This is a genomic window from Marisediminicola sp. UYEF4, from assembly GCF_040546025.1.
Classification (GTDB): domain Bacteria; phylum Actinomycetota; class Actinomycetes; order Actinomycetales; family Microbacteriaceae; genus Marisediminicola.
The window spans coordinates 42,201-60,512 of sequence record NZ_JBEPNA010000006.1; the positions used below are offsets into that span (position 1 = coordinate 42,201).

Consider the following 18,312-nt stretch of genomic DNA (forward strand, 5'->3'; position numbering starts at 1 on the left):
GCTTGGTCGTCAGAAGCAGTTCTCTTCAGAAATGACTGCCGTCGACCCAACTTTCTCGAACGTTACGTCCCAGGTGGATGCGGCCGTCCCGCTCGGACTGCTCCATGCGGGTGACGGTGCTGGGGGCTACACCCAGGTTCTCCGCAAGCTCGCGCACGGTCCACCCGACCGCGTGGCGGGTGTCCGCGATTGTTGTCGACAAGCTCCACCTCCTTTTGTTGCCTTGTAGTGCAACAAATTTGAGCTCGCCTGGCGATGCCTGATCGAGTCCGTCGTTGGTAGTCGTCGACGCTTCTCAACCTGCGCGAATCAGGTCTACGACTTCCTGCGCGCTCTCCTCCGGCGAGAGGATAATCTGCATCTGGTTGCCGTCGAGCGCTTGCATCACTGTGACGGCAGCTTGTATCTTTCCACCGATCTTCATGACGAGTCGCGCCGCGTCTCCGGCTTGTGCCGCCTTGTCCGAGAGTGTGTTGAAGACAACCTCCCCATCCGAGCTAAACGTCACGTCGACCGCATTCTGTCCCTCAACGGCGGCGACAACGGCATCCTCAACGTTGGCCCGCTCGAAAACGGATGGGAGCACAACGTTGACGCCATTGACCGAAACGCACTGAGGGTCCGACACGTCAGTGCACGTCTCCGAGACCGCCAACTCAATCGCGCCCCCGGTGACCGAGGATCCCTCTTCGGCACCATCCGCGGCGGAACACGCACTCAGCACCAACACGACAAGTGCGATGAGAGAGAGCCAAGGTGTTCGAGAATTCAGGATCATCCTTTCTCCGACTCAGGAGTTGGCTGCGGCACAGCTCCTGCGCCCAACCGTAGCGAAAACGACGGAGACTCACCACTGTCACGAGGAAGCGTGTAGCTGGAGCGCGAGCGATACCTCGTTCCTATCGCTTTCCGGAGGGCCAACTCGCACGAGGATGTGGTGACCCATCTCACCTGAATCGTCAGCCTGAGCTGAGATCGCACCGCGGCGCGGTGCCGCTACTCCCGGCCTTCCTCAAGCGGGATGAGCATGGTTCGGAACGGACCGGCAACGGCGTGGAGGCCCCAGATGCGATCGGCGACGCCGTCGATGCCATTGGCAAGCTGAAGCTGCGGGATGCCACCGGGGATAACAAGTTGACTGACCCGAATGCCCTCACCCTCGAGCGCGTCGTGGATCATTTCACCGTAAGCGCTCTCGGCCGGAAAGGCGACCGAAGTGCCGGCGAAGTCAGCACGGGCCTTGACCGAAGTTCCACCATTGATCAAGACGACGCTGCCACTACCGGCCTGCCGCATCGCAGGGAGCACCGCACGCACCGCGTGAATGAGCCCGAGGGCGGAGAACCGCAGTGCCTCCAACGCCAGCTCGGGTGTCATCTCAAGCACCGGCTTCAGGTAGTCACGCGATGGGAGCGGGCTGTACTGAAGTGCGGTGATGGGCCCGAGCTCTGCTGCGGCACGCGCAAGGGCACCTTCGAGCGACGCCGGCGTGAGGACATCCGCAGCGTAGCCACTCGCGGTGAAACCGGCAGCCGTGAGCTCCGCCGCCATAGCGTCAAGTTTCGACTGGTTCCGGGAGATCAGCGCTACGGAGAAGCCTTCGCGCCCGAATCTTCGCGCAACGGCTGCTCCAAGTCCCGGTCCAGCTCCGATGATGGCGATGACGGGCACAATGGTCTCCTTAGTTTGATGATGCTGCGGCGACTATCGTACAGAGGCTCGGGCTGCCTCCGACCTGCTTGCGCTCGGAGCGCGAGGCTAGACGTTGAAGCGGGAACTCCTGCACGTTCCGTAGCCGAATCAGCGGGTTAATCCCAGTCGAGATATTCCTCGATGACCATCGCAGTCTCGATAGGGTGCGACATCGGAAACAGATGATTCGCCCCACCGATCGTCGTGATGCTCGTGCGCTCGGAGGCTGCGGTCCGGAGCTGTTCTCCGTTCGACGGCGGAGTGAGCTCGTCTTCAGCGGCCTGAATGATCAGCACAGGAATAGCAGGGGGTAACTCGATTTGCTGCTCCTCGACCCGCAGCAGCACCAGACCGTTCACCCGTTCGGAATATTGCGCGGCGAAGACTCGGGCCACCGTTCCGCCGAATCCGTATCCGCCGATCCAGGTGTGAGGAAGGCCGAGGTGATCGATCACCGCGAGAGCCTCTTCCGCTCGCTCGTCCAGTGGTGCCTCAGCGGTGTTGGATCCGTCGCGGGGGCCGATCCTCACCACGTGGAAGCCCGCTTCGTTCGCGAGGTAGTGGGAAACGGCTCCGAGGCCGTCCGAGTCCAGAAGGAGACCCGAGATCAATACCAGCGCAACAGGGCCGCTGCCCTCCTCGACATACGGAACGGCGCGGCCATCCGGCTCGAAAATGCATTGCTGCGTCACTATCGCTGCTCCCCTGTGGTCGATCATGCTCGCGTCACTGACCATTCAACACGACCATGAACGCCGCGATCTCCGGGCTATTTCTCCAACGTGCACTCTGAGTGCGCCACACAGTCGGGGCGGATCCCTAGTTGTTGAGCCTGAACTCCTCCGCGTGGGATGCCGCTGTCTCCGTCACGCGGGCTGCAACGGGTGATTGCCGCAATCTGCTCAGCCATGCGATCCTCTGCAACATCGAGGTCATGCCGGTCCTGCAGAGTCAGCCAGAATTGCGCCGAGGTGCCGAAGTACTTGGCCAGGCGTGGAGCGGTGTCCGCGGTGATTCCACGCTTTCCATGCACGATCTCGTTGATGCGGCGCGGCGGCACACCGACGGACACCGCCAGCTTGTTCTGCGTGATTCCGAACCCCTCGATGAAGTCCACCATGAGGAATTCGCCTGGGTGAATGGGAACGAGCTTGTCGCTCGCGTTAGTGGTAGTCAACGATCTGAACCTCCTCGGGACCAGCGTCCGTCCACATGAAGCAGATCCGCCACTGGTCGTTGACCCTGATGCTGTGCTGTCCGGCCCGATCACCCTTCAGGGCCTCGAGTCGGTTGCCGGGTGGCACACCACCGATTACAGAACGGAACGCCCTCGAAATGGGCGACCCGACCAAACCTGCGAGCTTAGGGGACGAACCTCGACAGGTGCCACATCGTCATCGCCCGCCGATGTCGCGAATGACGGAAGTGGGTGCGATTCGGGCGCTCCGAACCCGTGACGGGTACTGATTCCAACGCCAGTTCCGACTTTCGCGACACCGTCTGACTGCGTCATCCGGGCGGCCGGTCTCGAGACGGCTCTGGCGAGCCGCTTGCAGCTACACGTTGAAACGGAACTCGACCACGTCGCCGTCCTTCATGACGTATTCCTTGCCCTCGATGCGCGCCTTGCCCTTGGCCTTCGCATCCGCCATCGAGCCGGCCTCGAGCAGGTCGTCGAACGAGACGATCTCGGCCTTGATGAAGCCCTTCTGGAAGTCGGTGTGGATCACGCCGGCGGCCTGCGGGGCGGTCCAGCCCTTGCCGATCGTCCACGCGCGCGTCTCCTTCGGGCCCGCCGTGAGGTAGGTCTGCAGGCCGAGGGTGTCGAAGCCGATGCGGGCGAGTTGGTTGAGGCCGCTCTCGGCCTGGCCGGTGCTCTCGAGCAGCTCGGCGGCCTCTGCCTCGTCGAGGTCGATGAGCTCCGACTCGAGCTTCGCGTCGAGGAAGATCGCCTTCGCCGGCGCGACGAGCGCCGCGAGCTGGTCCAACTTGGAGGAGTCGCCGAGCACGTCCTCGTCGACATTGAACACATAGATGAAGGGCTTGGCGGTGAGCAGTCCGAGCTGGCGGATCGGCTCGAGGTCGATGTCGGATGCCGAGAGCGGCCTGCCCTCATTGAGCCAGGCGACGGCCTTCGCCGCGGTATCGATCGTGGTCTGGTCGATCTTCTTCGCGCGCAGGTCGCGGTCGTAGCGCGCCTGGGCGTTCTCGAGGGTCTGCAGGTCGGCGAGGATCAGCTCGGTGTTGATCGTCTCCATGTCGGATGCCGGGTCGACCTTGGCGTCGACGTGGATGACGTCGGGGTCGGCGAATCCGCGGATGACCTGCGCGATCGCATCCGCCTCACGGATGTTCGCGAGGAACTTGTTGCCGAGGCCCTCGCCGACGCTGGCACCCTTGACGATGCCGGCGATGTCGACGAACGACACGGGTGCGGGCAGGATGCGCTCGGAGCCGAAGATGCCGGCGAGCTTCGCGAGGCGCTCGTCGGGCAGGTTCACCACGCCGACGTTCGGTTCGATCGTCGCGAACGGGTAGTTCGCGGCGAGCACCGAGTTCTTGGTCAGCGCGTTGAAGAGGGTGGACTTGCCGACATTGGGCAGTCCGACGATTGCAATAGTGAGAGCCACGAGTGTCAAGGGTACCGGGCCGCCGTGCCGCCGGTGTGCGCGTGCGGCTGGCGCGGTGCCGGGATCCGGTCGAGACTGAAGCGGTGCCCGAGCTTCCCGAAGTCCACGCCCTCGCGAGCGACCTGACCGCCCGGCTGCGCGGCCGCACGCTCGACCGGCTCGACATCGTCGCCGTCGCGGCCCTGAAGACGTTCGACCCGCCCGTCTCGGACCTCGGCGGCCTTGCGCTCGGCGAGGTCAGGCGGCACGGCAAGTTTCTCGATTTTGCGGTCGGCGACCTGCACCTCGTGATGCACCTGGCGAGGGCCGGATGGATACGCTGGCGCGAATCTGCGCCGGTGCAGACCGGGCGGCTGGGTAGGGGCCCGCTCGCGGCCCGGCTCGTGCTGGATGGCGGGTCGGGGTTCGATGTGACCGAGGCCGGCACGAAGAAGAGCCTCGCGATCTACGTCGTGCGCTCCCCCGGCGACGTGCCCGGCATTGCGCGGCTCGGGCCGGACCCGCTCGAGCCAGGCTTCACGGTCGCCACCCTCGCGGGCATCCTCCAGGCGGCCGGCCGCGCCCAGATCAAGGGGGTGCTGCGCAACCAGTCGATCATCGCGGGCATCGGCAACGCGTACTCGGACGAGATCCTGCACGCCGCGCGGATGTCGCCGTTCAAGCCCGCCACCATGTCGGCCGAGGAGACAGTGCGGCTGTTCGACGCGATGCAGGGCACCCTGCGGGAGGCGATCGCACGGGCGGACGGGGTCGCGGCATCCGAGTTGAAGAAGGAGAAGAAGTCGGGGCTGCGCGTGCACGGCCGCACCGGCGAGGCCTGCCCGGTGTGCGGCGACACCGTGCGGCAGGTGATCTTCGCCGACTCGACCCTGCAGTATTGCCCGACCTGCCAGACCGGCGGGAAGCCGCTCGCTGACCGGGTGCTGTCGCGGCTGCTCAAGTAGCGGCTCGCAGCTGGCGCATGGAGGGGATGCCGGCTGATGAGGCGCGCCTGCCGCTGGGCGTCGGAGGACCGTGAGAGCATCGAGCCGTGCCACTGGACTTCACCGCGATCGACTTCGAGACCGCCAACTCGTCGCGGGCGTCCGCCTGCTCGGTCGGCCTGGTCAAGGTGCGCGACGGCAAGGTCGTCGACTCGGCGAGCTGGTTCATCCGCCCCCCGCTCGGCCACGACACCTTCAACGAGTGGAACACCCGCATCCACGGCATCGTCGAGGCGGACTGCGCCGACGCGCCGCTCTGGGGTGAGCAGTTCGCCGATCTGGTCGCCTTTGCCGGCGACGATCACTTCGTCGCCCACAATGCCGGATTCGACATGGGCGTGATCACCGCGGCCTGCGCGGCGAGCTTCATCGACGCGCCCACCTACCGGTACCTGTGCAGCCTGCAGGTCGCCCGCAAGACCTATCACCTCGACTCGTACAAGTTGCCGGTCGCGGCCATGGCGGCGGGGTTCGAGGACTTCGCGCACCACGATGCGCTCGCGGATGCCGAAGCCTGCGCGGCCATCATCGTGCACGCCGCGAAACGGCACGATGCCACGGACATCGCGCACCTCGCGGCGCTGACGGGGGCCAAGATCGGGGCGATCGGCAGGGCTCCCAGCACAGACCTCATCGACGACCACGCGCCGATGGTGCTGCGCTGACACGCAACTGCACCGGCACGCAACTGCACTGACACGGATCGGCGCTGCTTCGGCCCCCGCGTGTGACAAAAGCCCCCGCACGAGCGGGGGCTCACGTCACACGCGGGCACAAACGTCAGCCAGAACGCCAGGCGGACCGAGTCAGCCGGCCGCCGGCGGCGCCGCCCGCAAGTCTGCCTTGTACAGCGCGTCCCGGCGCTGCGGCTGCGCCAACCGACGCGCCTCGCCCCGCGCCGACCGGCTCCCGGACGCGGCATAGAGCATCACCCGGCGCGGTGCGTCCGCCTCGCCGGGCCACTGCCAGGCGAGGCCCTGCGGGCTCACCGCGACGCCATGGACGCCGTCGGCGAACCGGACGACCACCATGTCGCCGCTCCGGCGCGAACGCAGCGGGCCCGCCGCCGCCGCGATCACGACGGGACCGTCGGGAACGCGGTGGATGGCGATCTGCCGGTCGAAACCGAGCTCGTCGAGCCTGCGCCAGAACAGCACGGAAGCCGTTCGGGGATCAGTTCTGCGGGAATCCGAGGTTGATGCCTCCGTGGCTCGGGTCGAGCCAGCGGCTGGTGATCGCCTTCTGGCGGGTGAAGAAGTGCACGGCATCGGGGCCGTAGGCCTTGCTGTCGCCGAATAGCGAGTCCTTCCACCCGCCAAAGGAGAAGTAGCCGACGGGCACCGGGATCGGCACGTTGATGCCGATCATGCCCACCTGGATCTCGTTCTGGAAGCGCCGGGCGGCGCCGCCGTCGTTGGTGAAGATCGCGGTGCCGTTGCCGTACTGCGACGAGTTGATCAGGGCGACGCCCTCCTCGTAACTGGCGACGCGAACGATCGACAGCACCGGTCCGAAGATCTCGTCGGTGTAAACCTTGGAGCTCGTCGACACGCGGTCGATGAGGGTGGGCCCGAGCCAGAATCCGTCGGCCTCCCCATCCACCTCGATGCCGCGCCCGTCGATCACGACCGTGGAGCCGTCCTCGATCGCGACATCGATGTAACCGGCGACCTTGTCGCGGTGCTCGCGGGTGATCAGCGGCCCCATGTCGCAGCCTCGCGTGCCGTCGCCGACCTTGAGGTCGGCCATGCGGCTGGCGATCTTCTCGATGAGCTCGTCGGCTACCGGTTCGACCGCCACGACCACGCTGATCGCCATGCACCGCTCCCCCGCTGAGCCGAAGCCCGCGTTGACTGCGGAGTCCGCGACGAGGTCGAGATCGGCATCCGGCAGCACGAGCATGTGGTTCTTCGCTCCGCCGAGCGCCTGCACGCGCTTGCCGGCCTTCGACGCGGTCTCGTAGATGTACTTGGCGATGGGGGTCGATCCGACGAAGCTGATCGAGGCGACATCCGGATGCTGCAGCATCGCGTCGACGGACTCCTTGTCGCCGTGCACGACGTTGAACACTCCGTCGGGCAGGCCGGCCTCCTTGAACAGTTCGGCCATCCAGATCGCGGCGGACGGGTCCTTCTCGCTCGGCTTGAGCACGACGGTGTTGCCGGCCGCGATCGCGATGGGGAAGAACCACAGCGGCACCATTGCCGGAAAGTTGAAGGGGCTGATGATGCCGACGACGCCGAGCGCCTGGCGGATCGAGTACACGTCGACGCCGGTGGAGACGTTCGAGCTGTACTCGCCCTTGGCCAGGTGTGGCATGCCGGTGGCGAACTCGACAACCTCGAGGCCGCGGGCGACCTCGCCGAGGGCATCGGAGAGCACCTTGCCGTGCTCGTTGGTGAGTATCGCGGCGACGTCCTCCTTGCGCGCGTTCAGCAGCTCGCGGAACGCGAACATCACCGTCTGCCGCTTCGCCCAGGATGCTCCCGACCAGGCCGGGAAGGCCGCCTTGGCGGCCTGCACCGCGGTGTCGACATCGGCGACGGTGGCGAGGCGGACCTCGCGCTGCACGGTGCCGGCGGCGGGGTTGTAGACGGGCGAGGTACGGGAGGATTCTCCGGTGAAGGCAGCGCCGTTCACCCAGTGATCAACAGTGGTCATGAGGCAATGCTACGGCCGCGAACGACCAATGTCTGTGCTCGCTGGCACACTGGGCGCATGGACCCTCTTCTCGCTCTCCTGCTCGGTCTCGTCGCCGGCGCCCTCCTCGGTGCCGGCCTCGTCTGGTTCGTCGCGCGTGCCTCCTCGGGCGCAGTCGGCGGCGTCGACCCCGCCCTCGTGGAGGCTCGTCACGCCATCGATCTCGCCGCGATGCGTGCCGAGGAGACCGCCGCCCAGTCGCGGCTGGCCGCCGAGCTCGCCTCGGTGCAGGCGACCGCCGACGCCCTCGGCGACCAGGTGAGCGCGCAGCACGAGCAGTACCGCGAGCTCATCGAGCGTCAGGATGCCGACCGGGCGGCACGGCAGGAACGCGACCGCGCCGAGGGCAAGGTGCTGCAGGCGCTCACCCCCGTGCAGGAGTCGCTGCGCGCGATGCAGCTCAAGGTCGCCGACCTCGAGACCCAGCGCAGCCTGCAGCACGGCGAGCTCAGCCAGCAGTTGCGCAACGCGACCGAGTCGGAGGAGCGCCTGCGCACGACCGCGGAGTCCCTCGCGTCCGCCCTGCGCAACAACGCCTCGAGGGGGGTCTGGGGCGAGACGCAGCTGCGCAGCGTCGTCGAGTCGGCCGGGATGCTGGAGCGGGTCGACTTCGACGTCCAGGCGAGCATCTCCTCGGATGCCGGAGCCGGACGACCCGACATGGTCGTCTACCTTCCGGGCGGCAAGAGCATCGCGGTCGACGCGAAGGTGCCGTTCACGGCGTTCCTCGAGGCGAGCGCGATCCCGGCCACAGCATCCGACGCCGAGCTCGCCCGTCGCGAACAGCTCATGAAGCAGCATGTCAAGGCGGTGCGCGACCACATCACGACGCTCGGCAGCAAGGCCTACTGGCAGGGCCTCGCGGCGAGCCCCGAGATGGTGATCGCGTTCATCCCGAACGAGTCTCTCGTCTCCTCCGCCCTCGAGGCCGACCCGACGATCATGGAATTCGCGTTCAGCAAGCGCGTCGCGCTGTCGTCGCCGGTGACCCTCTGGTCGGTGCTCAAGACCGTCGCGTTCAGCTGGCGCCAGAACGTCGTCACCGAGGAGGCCAAGCAGCTCCTCGACCTGAGCCACGAGCTCTACGGGCGCATCTCGACCCTCGCCACCCATGCCGACAAGCTGGGGCGGTCGATCGAGAGCACCGTCAAGCACTACAACTCGTTCGTCGGCTCGCTCGAGCGCCAGGTGCTGCCGACCGCACGCAAGCTCAACGTGCTCGATGAGTCGAAGGTGATCGGCACGCTCGACGGGGTCGAGGAGGCCCCGCGCGAGCTCACCGCGTTCGAGCTGATCGCGGCGCTGGAGGCCGAGGCGTCGTAGCGGACGGGCCCGCAATGCAGCCGAACGCACGAACCATCGGCATCCGAAGGTTAGGAGTGGTCGCCGACGTTTCCGAAGTCGAGCTCGCCGATCCACTTGTCGGCGAGGTGCTCGCCGATGACGCGGCGCACGGTGCCGGAGCGGCCGCGCAGCACGATGGACTCGGTGTGGATGATCGGACCCTTGCGGCGCACTCCACTGACAAGCCCGCCGTCGGTCACGCCGGTGGCGACAAAGTAGGTGTTGTTGCTGCTGACGAGCTCGTCGGCCTCATAGACGTAGTCGAACTTCAGTCCGGCATCGAGGCCCTTCTGCCGCTCGTCGTCGGACGAGGCGACGAGGCGCCCCTGGATGAGCCCGCCGAGCGCCTTGATCGCGCACGCGGTGGCGACGCCCTCCGGGCTTCCGCCGACGCCAACACACATGTCGATGCGCGTGCCGTAGCGGGCCGCGTTGATGCCGCCGGCGACATCGCCGTCGAGCATGATGCGGGTGCCGGCTCCGGCGGCGCGGATGTCCTCGATGAGCTGGGCGTGGCGGGGCCGGTCGAGCACGGCGACGACCATCTCGCCGATCGGCTTGCCCTTGGCCTTCGCGAGGGCGCGAAGGTTCTCGCCGATCGGCTTGCGGATGTCGACGATGCCGACGGCCTCGTGGCCGGCGACGATCTTGTCCATGTAGAACACCGACGAGGCGTCGAGCATGCTGCCGCGGTCGGACACGGCGATCATCGAGATCGCGTTCTGACGACCGGCGGCGGTGAGCGAGGTGCCGTCGATGGGGTCGACCGCGATGTCGCAGGCGGGTCCGCGGCCGTTGCCGACGTGCTCGCCGTTGTACAGCATCGGCGCTTCGTCCTTCTCGCCCTCGCCGATGACGACGACGCCGTCGAAATTCACCGTGCCGAGGAACTTGCGCATCGCGTCGACCGCGGCCTTGTCGGCCGCGTTCTTGTCGCCACGGCCGATGAACGGCACCGCGCGGATCGCTGCGGCTTCGGTCGCGCGCACCAGTTCCATGGCGAGGTTGCGGTCGGGGTGGAGGAACAGGGTTCCGGTTTCGGTGTTCACCGTGGGCATTTTCATCCTCGTGTGCGTCGAATCTCGTGGCGGGGCCAAATCGGGCGAGCCGCGCTCCCAGCCTAGCGAGAGGGCGTGCCAACGACGCGGCACATATGTGCAACCTGAGATGGGGTGGTGGGTGGATGCGCCGCGCGGCGCATCCGCCCAGGTTGAGCCGGCGGGTCTTGCCGGCGGTCGTGCAGGTCGCGCTAGAGCCCGAGCGCCCTCACGATGAGCCACATGATGCCCACGATCGCGAAGCCGACGAGGCCGAGAATCGTCGTGAGCACGGTCCAACTGCGGAGGCCGTCGGCGACCCGGAGCCCGAGCTACCGCGTGACGACCCAGAAGCCCGAGTCGTTCACGCGGGAGGGGCCGAGAGCGCCGAACGCGACCGCTCCCGGGTCCGCCTAGGCTGCGCGGCATCCGAGGCCAGTTTAGTTCGCGCCGTCGCTAGACTTTCGAACGACGTACCGCACCCACGAGTTCCGCGCCGCGGACCTCAGCACCCCAGAGGAGATGCCATGCCCGTCGCAACCCCAGAGCAGTATGCAGAGATGCTCGACAAGGCCAAGAACAACGGCTTCGCGTACCCCGCGATCAACGTGTCGTCGTCCTCGACGATCAACGCCGTGCTCCAGGGCTTGACCGAGGCCGGCTCCGACGGCATCATCCAGGTGACCACCGGTGGCGCCGACTACTTCGCCGGCCAGAGCGTCAAGAACCGTGCATCCGGAGCCCTCGCCTTCGCCGCGTTCGCGACCGAGGTCGCCAAGAACTACCCGGTCACCGTGGCGCTGCACACGGACCACTGCCCGAAGGACGCGCTCGACGGCTTCGTGCTGCCGCTCATCGAGGCCTCCGAGGCCGAGGTGCGAGCCGGTCGCAACCCGATCTTCCAGTCGCACATGTGGGACGGCTCGGCCGTTCCTCTCGCCGAGAACCTCGAGATCGCGAAGATGCTGCTTCCGCGCATGAAGGCGATCAACTCGATTCTCGAGGTCGAGATCGGCGTCGTCGGCGGCGAGGAAGACGGCGTCAGCCACGACATCAACGCCAACCTCTACACGACGCTCGACGATGTGATCGCCCTCGTCGACGCGCTCGGCCTCGGCGAGCAGGGACGCTATATCGCGGCGCTCACGTTCGGCAATGTGCACGGCGTCTACAAGCCCGGCAATGTGAAGTTGCGCCCCGAGCTGCTCGGCGAGATTCAGGCCGGCATCCAGGCCAAGTACGGAACGGATGCACTGCCGCTCGACCTCGTCTTCCACGGCGGCTCCGGCTCGACCGACGAGGAGATCGCCACGGCCGTCACGAACGGCGTCGTCAAGATGAACATCGACACCGACACGCAGTACGCCTACAGCCGGGCCGTCGCCGACACGGTGCTGAAGAGCTACGACGGATTCCTCAAGGTCGACGGCGAGGTCGGCAATAAGAAGGTCTACGACCCGCGCTCGTGGGGCAAGGTCGCCGAGAAGGCCATGGCCGCGCGCGTCGTCGACGCGACCCGCCAGCTCGGTTCGGCGGGCCACTCGGGCTCATAGCCCGACTTCCACCATCCAGGTGTGAGGGGCCGGTCCCGGGCAATCGCCAGGGACCGGCCCTTTCATCATTCAGGAGCCGGCCCGGCAGGGCCGCTTTCATCATTCAGGAGCCGGCCCGGCAGGGCGGCTTTCATCATTCAGGACTGAACCGGCAGGGCAAGCCGGATTCCGGGACGGCCGCGGCGCTGGATGCCGGGAGACACGGCATCCGCCCGCCTGAACGGCCCATCGGATGCGGTTTCCGTCGCCCGAGTGCAGCCACCCAGCCTCAACTCCTGAATAATGAAAGCCCCACCAGCCGGCCAACCAGCTTCAGTCAGCCTCAACTCCTGAATAATGAAAGCCCCACCAGCCGGGCGGCCAGCTTCAGTCAGCCTCAACTCCTGAATAATGACAGGGGCAAGGGTCAGGTGACGCTCGCGACGAACTCGCGGAAGGCCGGATCGTTGATCACGAGCGTGAGAATGAGGATGACCGTGATCGTCGCGGCGACCGCGCCGCCGATCAGCGGAACATAGAACGCGAGCCGGCGGGCACGAAGCAGCCTCACCGTCAGGAACGCCGTGATCGCGTAGACGGCGACGTTGGCGACCATGATGGTCGTGCCGACGGTCTCGGCCTGATCGATCGAGGTGAACTCACCGATGCGCTGGGCCGCGTAGGCCTGATTGATGATCGCCGGGATGTCGGAGTACTGAACGAACCCGCCGAAGACGGTGAGCAGGCCGTAGGCCAGCAGGGCGATGCTGAGGACCAGGTCCCAGCGGCGGCGGGGGCGCGACGGGGTGAGGATTGGCGCGGTCGTGCGGGCGGCCGGGGGTGCGGGGGTCACAGCGGCGGGGCGGTCCGCCGGCGTCAGCAGCGGCGAGACCGGCGGGAGGGCTTTGGCGATGGCGTCGGCCTGACCCTGAGGGGACGCATACTCGCCGTACTCGGGCCGCGGGCGCTCGCCGAAGTGTGGCTCTGGCCGCGCCGCGTCGTCCCGCCCCTGCCGATTCTCCGGCATCAGCCCTGCCAGTCCAGTCGACGGTTGCGGCCGCCGAGGCCGCGCGAGTCCGGCTCTCCTGCGGCGTCCTTGCGCAGCTCCTTGGGGAGCGAGAACATCAGGTCCTCCTCGGCGGTGACCACCTGGCGCACATCGCCGTAGCCGGCATCGGCGAGGTCGTCGAGCACCTCCTGCACGAGCACCTCGGGAACGGAGGCGCCGGAGGTCACCCCCACCGTCACGACGCCGTCAAGCCACGCCTGCTGGATCTCGCTCGCGTAGTCCACCCGGTAGGCAGCCGTGGCGCCGTTTTCGAGCGCCACATCGACGAGGCGCACGGTGTTGGAGCTGTTCGCGGAACCGACGACGATCACGAGCTCGGCCTCCTCTGCCACCTTCTTGATCGCCACCTGGCGGTTCTGGGTCGCGTAGCAGATGTCGTCGCTCGGTGGGTTGTGCAGGTTCGGGAACCGCTCGCGCAGCATCCGCACGGTCTCCATCGTCTCGTCGACGCTGAGCGTGGTCTGGCTGAGCCAGACGAGGTTGTCCGGATCCTTCACCTGCAGTGATGCAACATCCGCGGGACTGTTGATGAGGGTCGTGCGCTCGGGCGCGTGACCCATCGTGCCCTCGACCTCCTCGTGGCCCTCGTGGCCGATGAGCAGGATCTCGAAGTCGTCGCGGGCGAACCGTACTGCCTCGCGGTGCACCTTGGTGACGAGCGGACAGGTCGCGTCGATCGCCTCGAGGCTGCGGTCGGCCGCGTCGGCGACGACCTTCGGCGAAACCCCATGGGCGGAGAAGACGATGTGCGATCCCTCGGGCACCTCGCCGACCTCGTCGACGAAGATCGCGCCCTTCTTCTCCAGCGTCGAGACGACGTGGATGTTGTGCACGATCTGCTTGCGCACGTAGACGGGGGCGCCGAAGCGCTCGAGCGCCTTCTCGACCGCGATCACGGCCCGGTCCACTCCTGCACAATAGCCTCGGGGCGCGGCGAGGAGAACCCGCTTCACACCCGTGACGGGGTTATCCTTTAGCCTGTTGCGAAGCGCTGGCATGCGGGGCATTTCGAGGTCCACCGCAAGGGCTCCGTTGGTGATATTGCTCACGGGCCGATTGTACGCGGCGCCCACTGGACAGAACCTGCCAGGCGACTGACGACCAGGCGCACCGCACGAGGGAAGGCGCGGCATGACGATAGTGCACGGTCCGGCGACAATCGACGCCCCGTGGCCCGTCGCGGTGCTCTCCACCAAGATCAAGGGCTGGATCGACCGGCTCGGCACGGTCTGGGTCGAGGGCGAGATCACCCAGTGGGGGCTCTCCGGCGGCAACGTCTACGGCAAGCTCAAAGACCTCAGCGTCGACGCCACCGTGGGTTTTACCGTGTGGTCGTCGGTCAAGGCGAAGATCCCCGCCGATCTGAAACAGGGCGACCGGGTCGTCGCACTGGTCAAGCCCAATTACTGGGTCAAGGGCGGCACGCTCACGATGCAGGTGTTCGAGATGCGCCATGTCGGACTCGGCGACCTGCTCGAGCGGCTTGAACGGCTGCGGCAGACGCTGCGGGCCGAGGGGCTCTTCGACGCCTCCCGCAAGAGGCCGCTGCCGTTCCTCCCGCACCGCATAGGGCTCATCACCGGGAGGGACTCGGATGCCGAAAAGGATGTCCTCCGCAACGCGCAGTTGCGCTGGCCGTCGGTAGAGTTCCGTGTCGCCCATACCGCGGTGCAGGGCGACCGCGCCGCGGCTGAAGTGACGGCCGCGATCCGCGAGCTCGACGCCGACCCGCTCGTCGACGTCATCATCATCGCGCGCGGCGGCGGCGACTTCCAGAACCTCCTCGTCTTCAGCGACGAGACCCTCGTACGCACCGCCGCGGCCTGCTCCACGCCGATCGTGAGCGCGATCGGCCACGAGGCCGACCGCCCGCTGCTCGACGACGTTGCCGACCTGCGGGCATCCACCCCCACCGATGCGGCAAAGCGGGTCGTCCCCGACGTCGCCGAGGAGCTGAACAAGGTGCAGCAGGTGCGCGCACGCATCGGCATGCGGATGACGAGCCTGCTCTCGCGGGAAATCGACCGGCTCGAGCAGATGCGCAGCCGCCCGGTGCTCGCCTCCCCTGTCTCGCTCATCGATTACCGGGCGGAAGAGCTCTCCCGCTACGTGGGGCGCAGCACCGAGCTCATCGAACTGCGACTCGAACGCGCCGCGGAGAGGCTCGACGACCTGCGGTCGCACCTGCGGTCGCTGTCGCCGCAGCGGACCCTCGACCGCGGCTACGCCATCGCCCAGCTTCCCGGCGGAGCGGTCCTGCGCCACGCCAGCGACGCCCCGCCCGGCATGAAGCTCCTCCTGATGCTCGCCGAGGGATCGCTTCCCACGACGGTCGACGACGAGGCCGCGGCGCCGCGGACCGCTCGGTAGACTCATTCTGTGACAGCTTCCCCCATCGACACCGCCGAGTTGAGCTACGAGCAGGCCCGCGACGAGCTCATTTCCGTCGTGACCGAGCTCGAGCAGGGCGCGGCGACCCTCGAGGAGTCCCTCGCCCTGTGGGAACGCGGCGAGGCGCTCGCCAGGCGCTGCGAAGAGTGGCTGCTCGGCGCGAAGGCCAGGCTCGACGCCGCACGCACGAACGGGGCAGTGTAACCAGATGGCCAAGGAACCGCGCATCGTCGCCGAGCTCGGCAGGCCGGAGACCCCGGAGGAGACCGCCGCCCGCAAGGCGGAGAACTCCCGCAAGCACCGTGCGAACCAGACCGTCATCAATCTGGTGCTCGCGCTCGTCGCCTCCCTCGCTATCGTGCTGGTCCTGGTACTTGTGGTCGTGCGCCCGACCCAGCCGCCGCGGGCCGCGATCGACTACGCCGCCATCGCCGCCCAGGAGCAGCCCGGCGTTGACGAACCGCTCGCGAGCCCGACCCTGCCGCCCGAGTGGACGGCGAACGCGGCCACCCTCGACACGGGCACCGACGACATCACGACCTGGTCGATCGGCTTCATCACCCCGGCTGAGCAGTTCATCGCCCTGCGCCAAGGGATCGACGCCAACCCCACCTGGCTTGCCAACCGGCTCGACAAGCTCACCCCGACGGGAACAGAGATGATCGATGGCGTCGAATGGGCCGTCTACGACAACCGCGACAGTCGGGATCCCGGCAATCTCGCCTACGCGATGTCCTCGACGAGCGGGTCGAGCCGCTTCGCGCTCTACGGCACCGCAGAAACGGCAGAGTTCCTCGCCCTCGCGACGGCTCTCAGCGCCGACCTCGACGGGACGACCGAATGAGGGACCCGTCGCGCACGCCCGCGACGACGTGGAACGAAATGGTGCGCGGGAACGCGCGGTTCATCGCTGGCGAGCCCAAGCATCCGCGCCAGGACGTCGAACGCCGCGAATCCCTCGCGAGTGCGCAGGAGCCGGATGCTGCGCTGTTCGGCTGCAGCGACTCCCGACTCGCCGCCGAGATCATCTTCGACAAGGGGATCGGCGACCTGTTCGTCGTGCGCAACGCCGGACAGATCATTTCCGACTCGGTCGTCGGCTCGCTCGAATACGCGGTCGGCGTGCTGCATGTTCCCCTCATCGTCGTCCTCGGCCACGATGAGTGCGGGGCGGTGCACGCCGCGATCGCCTCGCAGGCCGCGGATGCCGCACCGCTCCCCCCGCACATTGCCAAGCTGATCTCGAAGATCGTGCCAGCCGTGCGCCGCGTCGCCCTCGCCGGCGGGGTCGCGATCGAGCCGCAGCGCGCCGACCCTTTCGAGGTCGGCCGCGAGCACCTGCGCGACACAATCTCCGAACTGCTCGAGGTATCCGAACTCATCAGCGACGCGATCGCGGCCGGAACCCTGGCCATCGTCGGCGCGAACTACCGCCTTCTCGAGGGTCGCGCGGTCCCCGACATCCACGTCGGCAATCTCACCATCAGCACCCAGGAAGGCGCACCGACATGAGCCACACCACCCAGACGCAACAGGGCGACGAGTTCCGCGTGGAGCACGACACGATGGGCGAGGTGCTCGTGCCGATCGCCGCCCTGTACGGGGCACAGACCCAGCGCGCCGTCGAGAACTTCCCGATTTCCGGCTCCGGGCTCGAGCCGGCGCAGATCGTCGCCCTCGCCCGCATCAAGCGCGCCGCCGCGCTCGTCAACAAGGAACTCGGGATCCTCGACCCCGCCATTGCAGACGCGGTCGCCGCCGCCGCCGACCGTCTGATCGCCGGCGAGCACCACGAGCAGTTCCCGGTCGACACGTACCAGACCGGCAGCGGCACCTCCTCGAACATGAACATGAACGAGGTTCTCGCGACGCTCGCGACGGGACTGCTCGGCTCGCCCGTGCACCCGAACGACCACGTCAACGCGTCGCAGTCGTCCAACGACGTCTTCCCCACCTCGGTGCACGTCGCCGTCACCGGTGCGCTGCTGCACGACCTGATCCCGGCGCTCGACCACCTCGCGTTCGCCCTCGAGACCAAAGCCGAGTTGTGGAAGACCGCCGTCAAGGCCGGCCGCACCCACCTCATGGACGCCACCCCCGTGACACTCGGCCAAGAGTTCGCCGGCTACGCCCGGCAGATTCGCCTCGGCATCGAGCGCGTCAGCTCCACGATCGGGCGCGTCGCCGAGGTCCCACTCGGCGGAACCGCCGTCGGCACCGGAATCAACACCCCGGCCGGGTTCTCCCAGCTCGTCATCGCCACCCTCGCCGAGGACTCCGGGCTGCCTGTCACCGAGGCGCTCGACCACTTCGAGGCACAGGGGGCCCGCGACGGCCTCGTCGAGGCATCCGGCGCGCTTCGCGTCATCGCCGTGAGCCTCACCAAAATCTGCAACGACCTGCGCTGGATGGGCTCCGGCCCGAACGCCGGCCTCGGCGAGCTGCACATCCCCGACCTGCAGCCCGGCTCCTCGATCATGCCCGGCAAGGTCAACCCGGTGATCCCCGAGGCTGTGCTCATGGTCGCCGCACGGGTGATCGGCAACGACGCGACGATCGCCTGGGCCGGAGCATCCGGCTCGTTCGAGCTCAACGTCGCGATCCCCGTGATGGGCACCTCCCTGCTCGAGTCGATCCGGCTGCTGTCGAACTCGACGCGTGCCCTGGCCGACAAAACCGTCGACGGACTTGAGGCGAACCTCGACCGCGCCCGCGCCCTCGCCGAGTCCTCCCCCGCGATCGTCACCCCGCTGAACCGGGTGATCGGCTACGAGGCCGCCGCGAAGGTGGCGAAGAACGCCGTCGCGAAGAGCATCACGGTGCGCGAATCGGTCATCGACCTTGGCTTCGTCGACCGCGGCGAGGTCAGCCTCGACCAGCTCGACACTTCCCTCGACGTGCTCTCAATGACGCGGCCTCCCGCAGCGAAGTAGG

At 67.4% G+C, this 18,312-nt stretch carries 20 protein-coding genes and 2 pseudogenes; 10 read left to right on the top strand and 12 right to left on the bottom strand.

What is annotated here, in order from left to right:
* Positions 1-25 precede the first annotated feature (25 nt).
* From ABIB15_RS07880 to ychF, 7 genes and pseudogenes are all read right to left on the bottom strand, one after another.
* Positions 26-202 carry a helix-turn-helix domain-containing protein gene (locus tag ABIB15_RS07880; protein ID WP_354476688.1) on the bottom strand — a complete coding sequence of 59 codons (177 nt, stop codon included), beginning with the start codon at positions 200-202 and terminating at the stop codon, positions 26-28.
* Positions 203-295: 93 nt separating this feature from the next.
* On the bottom strand, positions 296-778 hold the full coding sequence (locus ABIB15_RS07885) for a hypothetical protein (RefSeq protein ID WP_354476690.1): 483 nt from the start codon (positions 776-778) through the stop codon (positions 296-298).
* A gap of 218 nt (positions 779-996) precedes the next feature.
* Entirely contained in the window at positions 997-1,671 is a 675-nt protein-coding gene (locus ABIB15_RS07890) for an SDR family NAD(P)-dependent oxidoreductase (RefSeq protein WP_354476692.1), read from the bottom strand.
* A 137-nt stretch (positions 1,672-1,808) separates the two neighbouring features.
* Positions 1,809-2,411 (bottom strand): alpha/beta fold hydrolase, encoded by a 603-nt coding sequence (locus ABIB15_RS07895; RefSeq protein WP_354476694.1) that lies wholly within the window; start codon positions 2,409-2,411, stop codon positions 1,809-1,811.
* 164 nt (positions 2,412-2,575) lie between these two features.
* A pseudogene (locus tag ABIB15_RS07900) lies at positions 2,576-2,869 on the bottom strand (HigA family addiction module antitoxin); the annotation flags it as partial.
* Positions 2,856-2,996, bottom strand: a pseudogene (locus ABIB15_RS07905) (type II toxin-antitoxin system RelE/ParE family toxin); the annotation flags it as partial. The pseudogenes ABIB15_RS07900 and ABIB15_RS07905, both read right to left, overlap by 14 nt.
* 252 nt (positions 2,997-3,248) lie before the next feature.
* Positions 3,249-4,322: a redox-regulated ATPase YchF gene (gene ychF, locus ABIB15_RS07910; RefSeq protein WP_354476696.1), complete on the bottom strand. Its 1,074-nt coding sequence runs from the start codon at positions 4,320-4,322 to the stop codon at positions 3,249-3,251.
* Between the two features lie 83 nt (positions 4,323-4,405).
* On the opposite strand from ychF, the gene ABIB15_RS07915 reads away from it, so the two are divergent.
* Positions 4,406-5,266 (top strand): Fpg/Nei family DNA glycosylase, encoded by an 861-nt coding sequence (locus ABIB15_RS07915; protein ID WP_354476698.1) that lies wholly within the window; start codon positions 4,406-4,408, stop codon positions 5,264-5,266.
* Positions 5,267-5,352: 86 nt separating this feature from the next.
* A complete protein-coding gene (locus ABIB15_RS07920) occupies positions 5,353-5,970 on the top strand; it encodes an exonuclease domain-containing protein (RefSeq protein WP_354476700.1) in 618 nt (205 codons plus the stop codon).
* A gap of 141 nt (positions 5,971-6,111) precedes the next feature.
* On the opposite strand, the gene ABIB15_RS07925 is transcribed toward ABIB15_RS07920, so the two are convergent.
* Positions 6,112-6,462, bottom strand: a complete 351-nt coding sequence (locus tag ABIB15_RS07925) for a hypothetical protein (protein ID WP_354476702.1) — start codon at positions 6,460-6,462, stop codon at positions 6,112-6,114.
* A gap of 16 nt (positions 6,463-6,478) precedes the next feature.
* Positions 6,479-7,966: a CoA-acylating methylmalonate-semialdehyde dehydrogenase gene (locus ABIB15_RS07930; RefSeq protein ID WP_354476704.1), complete on the bottom strand. Its 1,488-nt coding sequence runs from the start codon at positions 7,964-7,966 to the stop codon at positions 6,479-6,481.
* Between the two features lie 57 nt (positions 7,967-8,023).
* Here ABIB15_RS07930 and ABIB15_RS07935 point away from each other — a divergent pair, with 57 nt between their 5' ends.
* Positions 8,024-9,328, top strand: coding sequence for a DNA recombination protein RmuC (locus ABIB15_RS07935; RefSeq protein WP_354476706.1), 1,305 nt, complete (start codon positions 8,024-8,026; stop codon positions 9,326-9,328).
* 50 nt (positions 9,329-9,378) lie between these two features.
* Here ABIB15_RS07935 and glpX read toward each other — a convergent pair whose 3' ends face one another.
* The gene (glpX, locus tag ABIB15_RS07940; RefSeq protein ID WP_354476707.1) at positions 9,379-10,407 is read right to left on the bottom strand and encodes a class II fructose-bisphosphatase; all 1,029 of its coding nucleotides are present in this window, start codon (positions 10,405-10,407) and stop codon (positions 9,379-9,381) included.
* Between the two features lie 222 nt (positions 10,408-10,629).
* On the opposite strand from glpX, the gene ABIB15_RS07945 reads away from it, so the two are divergent.
* Positions 10,630-10,803, top strand: coding sequence for a hypothetical protein (locus ABIB15_RS07945; protein ID WP_354476708.1), 174 nt, complete (start codon positions 10,630-10,632; stop codon positions 10,801-10,803).
* Between the two features lie 110 nt (positions 10,804-10,913).
* A complete protein-coding gene (gene fbaA, locus ABIB15_RS07950) occupies positions 10,914-11,939 on the top strand; it encodes a class II fructose-bisphosphate aldolase (protein WP_354476710.1) in 1,026 nt (341 codons plus the stop codon).
* Between the two features lie 406 nt (positions 11,940-12,345).
* On the opposite strand, the gene ABIB15_RS07955 is transcribed toward fbaA, so the two are convergent.
* Both ABIB15_RS07955 and ABIB15_RS07960 read right to left on the bottom strand, forming a co-directional pair.
* On the bottom strand, positions 12,346-12,945 hold the full coding sequence (locus tag ABIB15_RS07955; protein WP_354476712.1) for a DUF6264 family protein: 600 nt from the start codon (positions 12,943-12,945) through the stop codon (positions 12,346-12,348).
* A complete protein-coding gene (locus tag ABIB15_RS07960) occupies positions 12,945-13,994 on the bottom strand; it encodes a 4-hydroxy-3-methylbut-2-enyl diphosphate reductase (RefSeq protein WP_354476853.1) in 1,050 nt (349 codons plus the stop codon). The genes ABIB15_RS07955 and ABIB15_RS07960 overlap by 1 nt, the downstream gene beginning before the upstream one ends.
* 124 nt (positions 13,995-14,118) lie before the next feature.
* Here ABIB15_RS07960 and xseA point away from each other — a divergent pair, with 124 nt between their 5' ends.
* From xseA to ABIB15_RS07985, 5 genes are read left to right on the top strand one after another with little or no spacing between them, the layout of a single operon-like run.
* Entirely contained in the window at positions 14,119-15,357 is a 1,239-nt protein-coding gene (gene xseA / locus ABIB15_RS07965; RefSeq protein ID WP_354476714.1) for an exodeoxyribonuclease VII large subunit, read from the top strand.
* A 9-nt stretch (positions 15,358-15,366) separates the two neighbouring features.
* Positions 15,367-15,582, top strand: a complete 216-nt coding sequence (locus ABIB15_RS07970; RefSeq protein WP_354476715.1) for an exodeoxyribonuclease VII small subunit — start codon at positions 15,367-15,369, stop codon at positions 15,580-15,582.
* 4 nt (positions 15,583-15,586) lie between these two features.
* Complete coding sequence (locus tag ABIB15_RS07975; protein WP_354476717.1) at positions 15,587-16,222, top strand: DUF4245 domain-containing protein; 636 nt, start codon at positions 15,587-15,589, stop codon at positions 16,220-16,222.
* Complete coding sequence (locus ABIB15_RS07980) at positions 16,219-16,890, top strand: carbonic anhydrase (protein WP_354476719.1); 672 nt, start codon at positions 16,219-16,221, stop codon at positions 16,888-16,890. Before ABIB15_RS07975 ends, ABIB15_RS07980 begins: the two co-directional genes overlap by 4 nt.
* The gene (locus ABIB15_RS07985) at positions 16,887-18,311 is read left to right on the top strand and encodes a class II fumarate hydratase (protein WP_354476721.1); all 1,425 of its coding nucleotides are present in this window, start codon (positions 16,887-16,889) and stop codon (positions 18,309-18,311) included. Before ABIB15_RS07980 ends, ABIB15_RS07985 begins: the two co-directional genes overlap by 4 nt.
* The last annotated feature ends 1 nt before the right edge of the window (position 18,312 follow it).

Bases quoted from the DNA above. Each gene is read 5' to 3' on its own strand.
- ABIB15_RS07885 (WP_354476690.1), bottom strand. From the start codon at position 778: ATGATCCTGAATTCTCGAACACCTTGGCTCTCTCTCATCGCACTTGTC.
- ABIB15_RS07985 (WP_354476721.1), top strand. From the start codon at position 16,887: ATGAGCCACACCACCCAGACGCAACAGGGCGACGAGTTCCGCGTGGAG.
- ABIB15_RS07955 (WP_354476712.1), bottom strand. From the start codon at position 12,945: ATGCCGGAGAATCGGCAGGGGCGGGACGACGCGGCGCGGCCAGAGCCA.
- xseA (WP_354476714.1), top strand. From the start codon at position 14,119: ATGACGATAGTGCACGGTCCGGCGACAATCGACGCCCCGTGGCCCGTC.
- fbaA (WP_354476710.1), top strand. From the start codon at position 10,914: ATGCCCGTCGCAACCCCAGAGCAGTATGCAGAGATGCTCGACAAGGCC.
- ABIB15_RS07930 (WP_354476704.1), bottom strand. From the start codon at position 7,966: ATGACCACTGTTGATCACTGGGTGAACGGCGCTGCCTTCACCGGAGAA.
- ABIB15_RS07975 (WP_354476717.1), top strand. From the start codon at position 15,587: ATGGCCAAGGAACCGCGCATCGTCGCCGAGCTCGGCAGGCCGGAGACC.
- ABIB15_RS07935 (WP_354476706.1), top strand. From the start codon at position 8,024: ATGGACCCTCTTCTCGCTCTCCTGCTCGGTCTCGTCGCCGGCGCCCTC.
- ABIB15_RS07895 (WP_354476694.1), bottom strand. From the start codon at position 2,411: ATGATCGACCACAGGGGAGCAGCGATAGTGACGCAGCAATGCATTTTC.
- ABIB15_RS07960 (WP_354476853.1), bottom strand. From the start codon at position 13,994: ATGCCCCGCATGCCAGCGCTTCGCAACAGGCTAAAGGATAACCCCGTC.
- glpX (WP_354476707.1), bottom strand. From the start codon at position 10,407: ATGCCCACGGTGAACACCGAAACCGGAACCCTGTTCCTCCACCCCGAC.
- ABIB15_RS07945 (WP_354476708.1), top strand. From the start codon at position 10,630: ATGATGCCCACGATCGCGAAGCCGACGAGGCCGAGAATCGTCGTGAGC.
- ABIB15_RS07980 (WP_354476719.1), top strand. From the start codon at position 16,219: ATGAGGGACCCGTCGCGCACGCCCGCGACGACGTGGAACGAAATGGTG.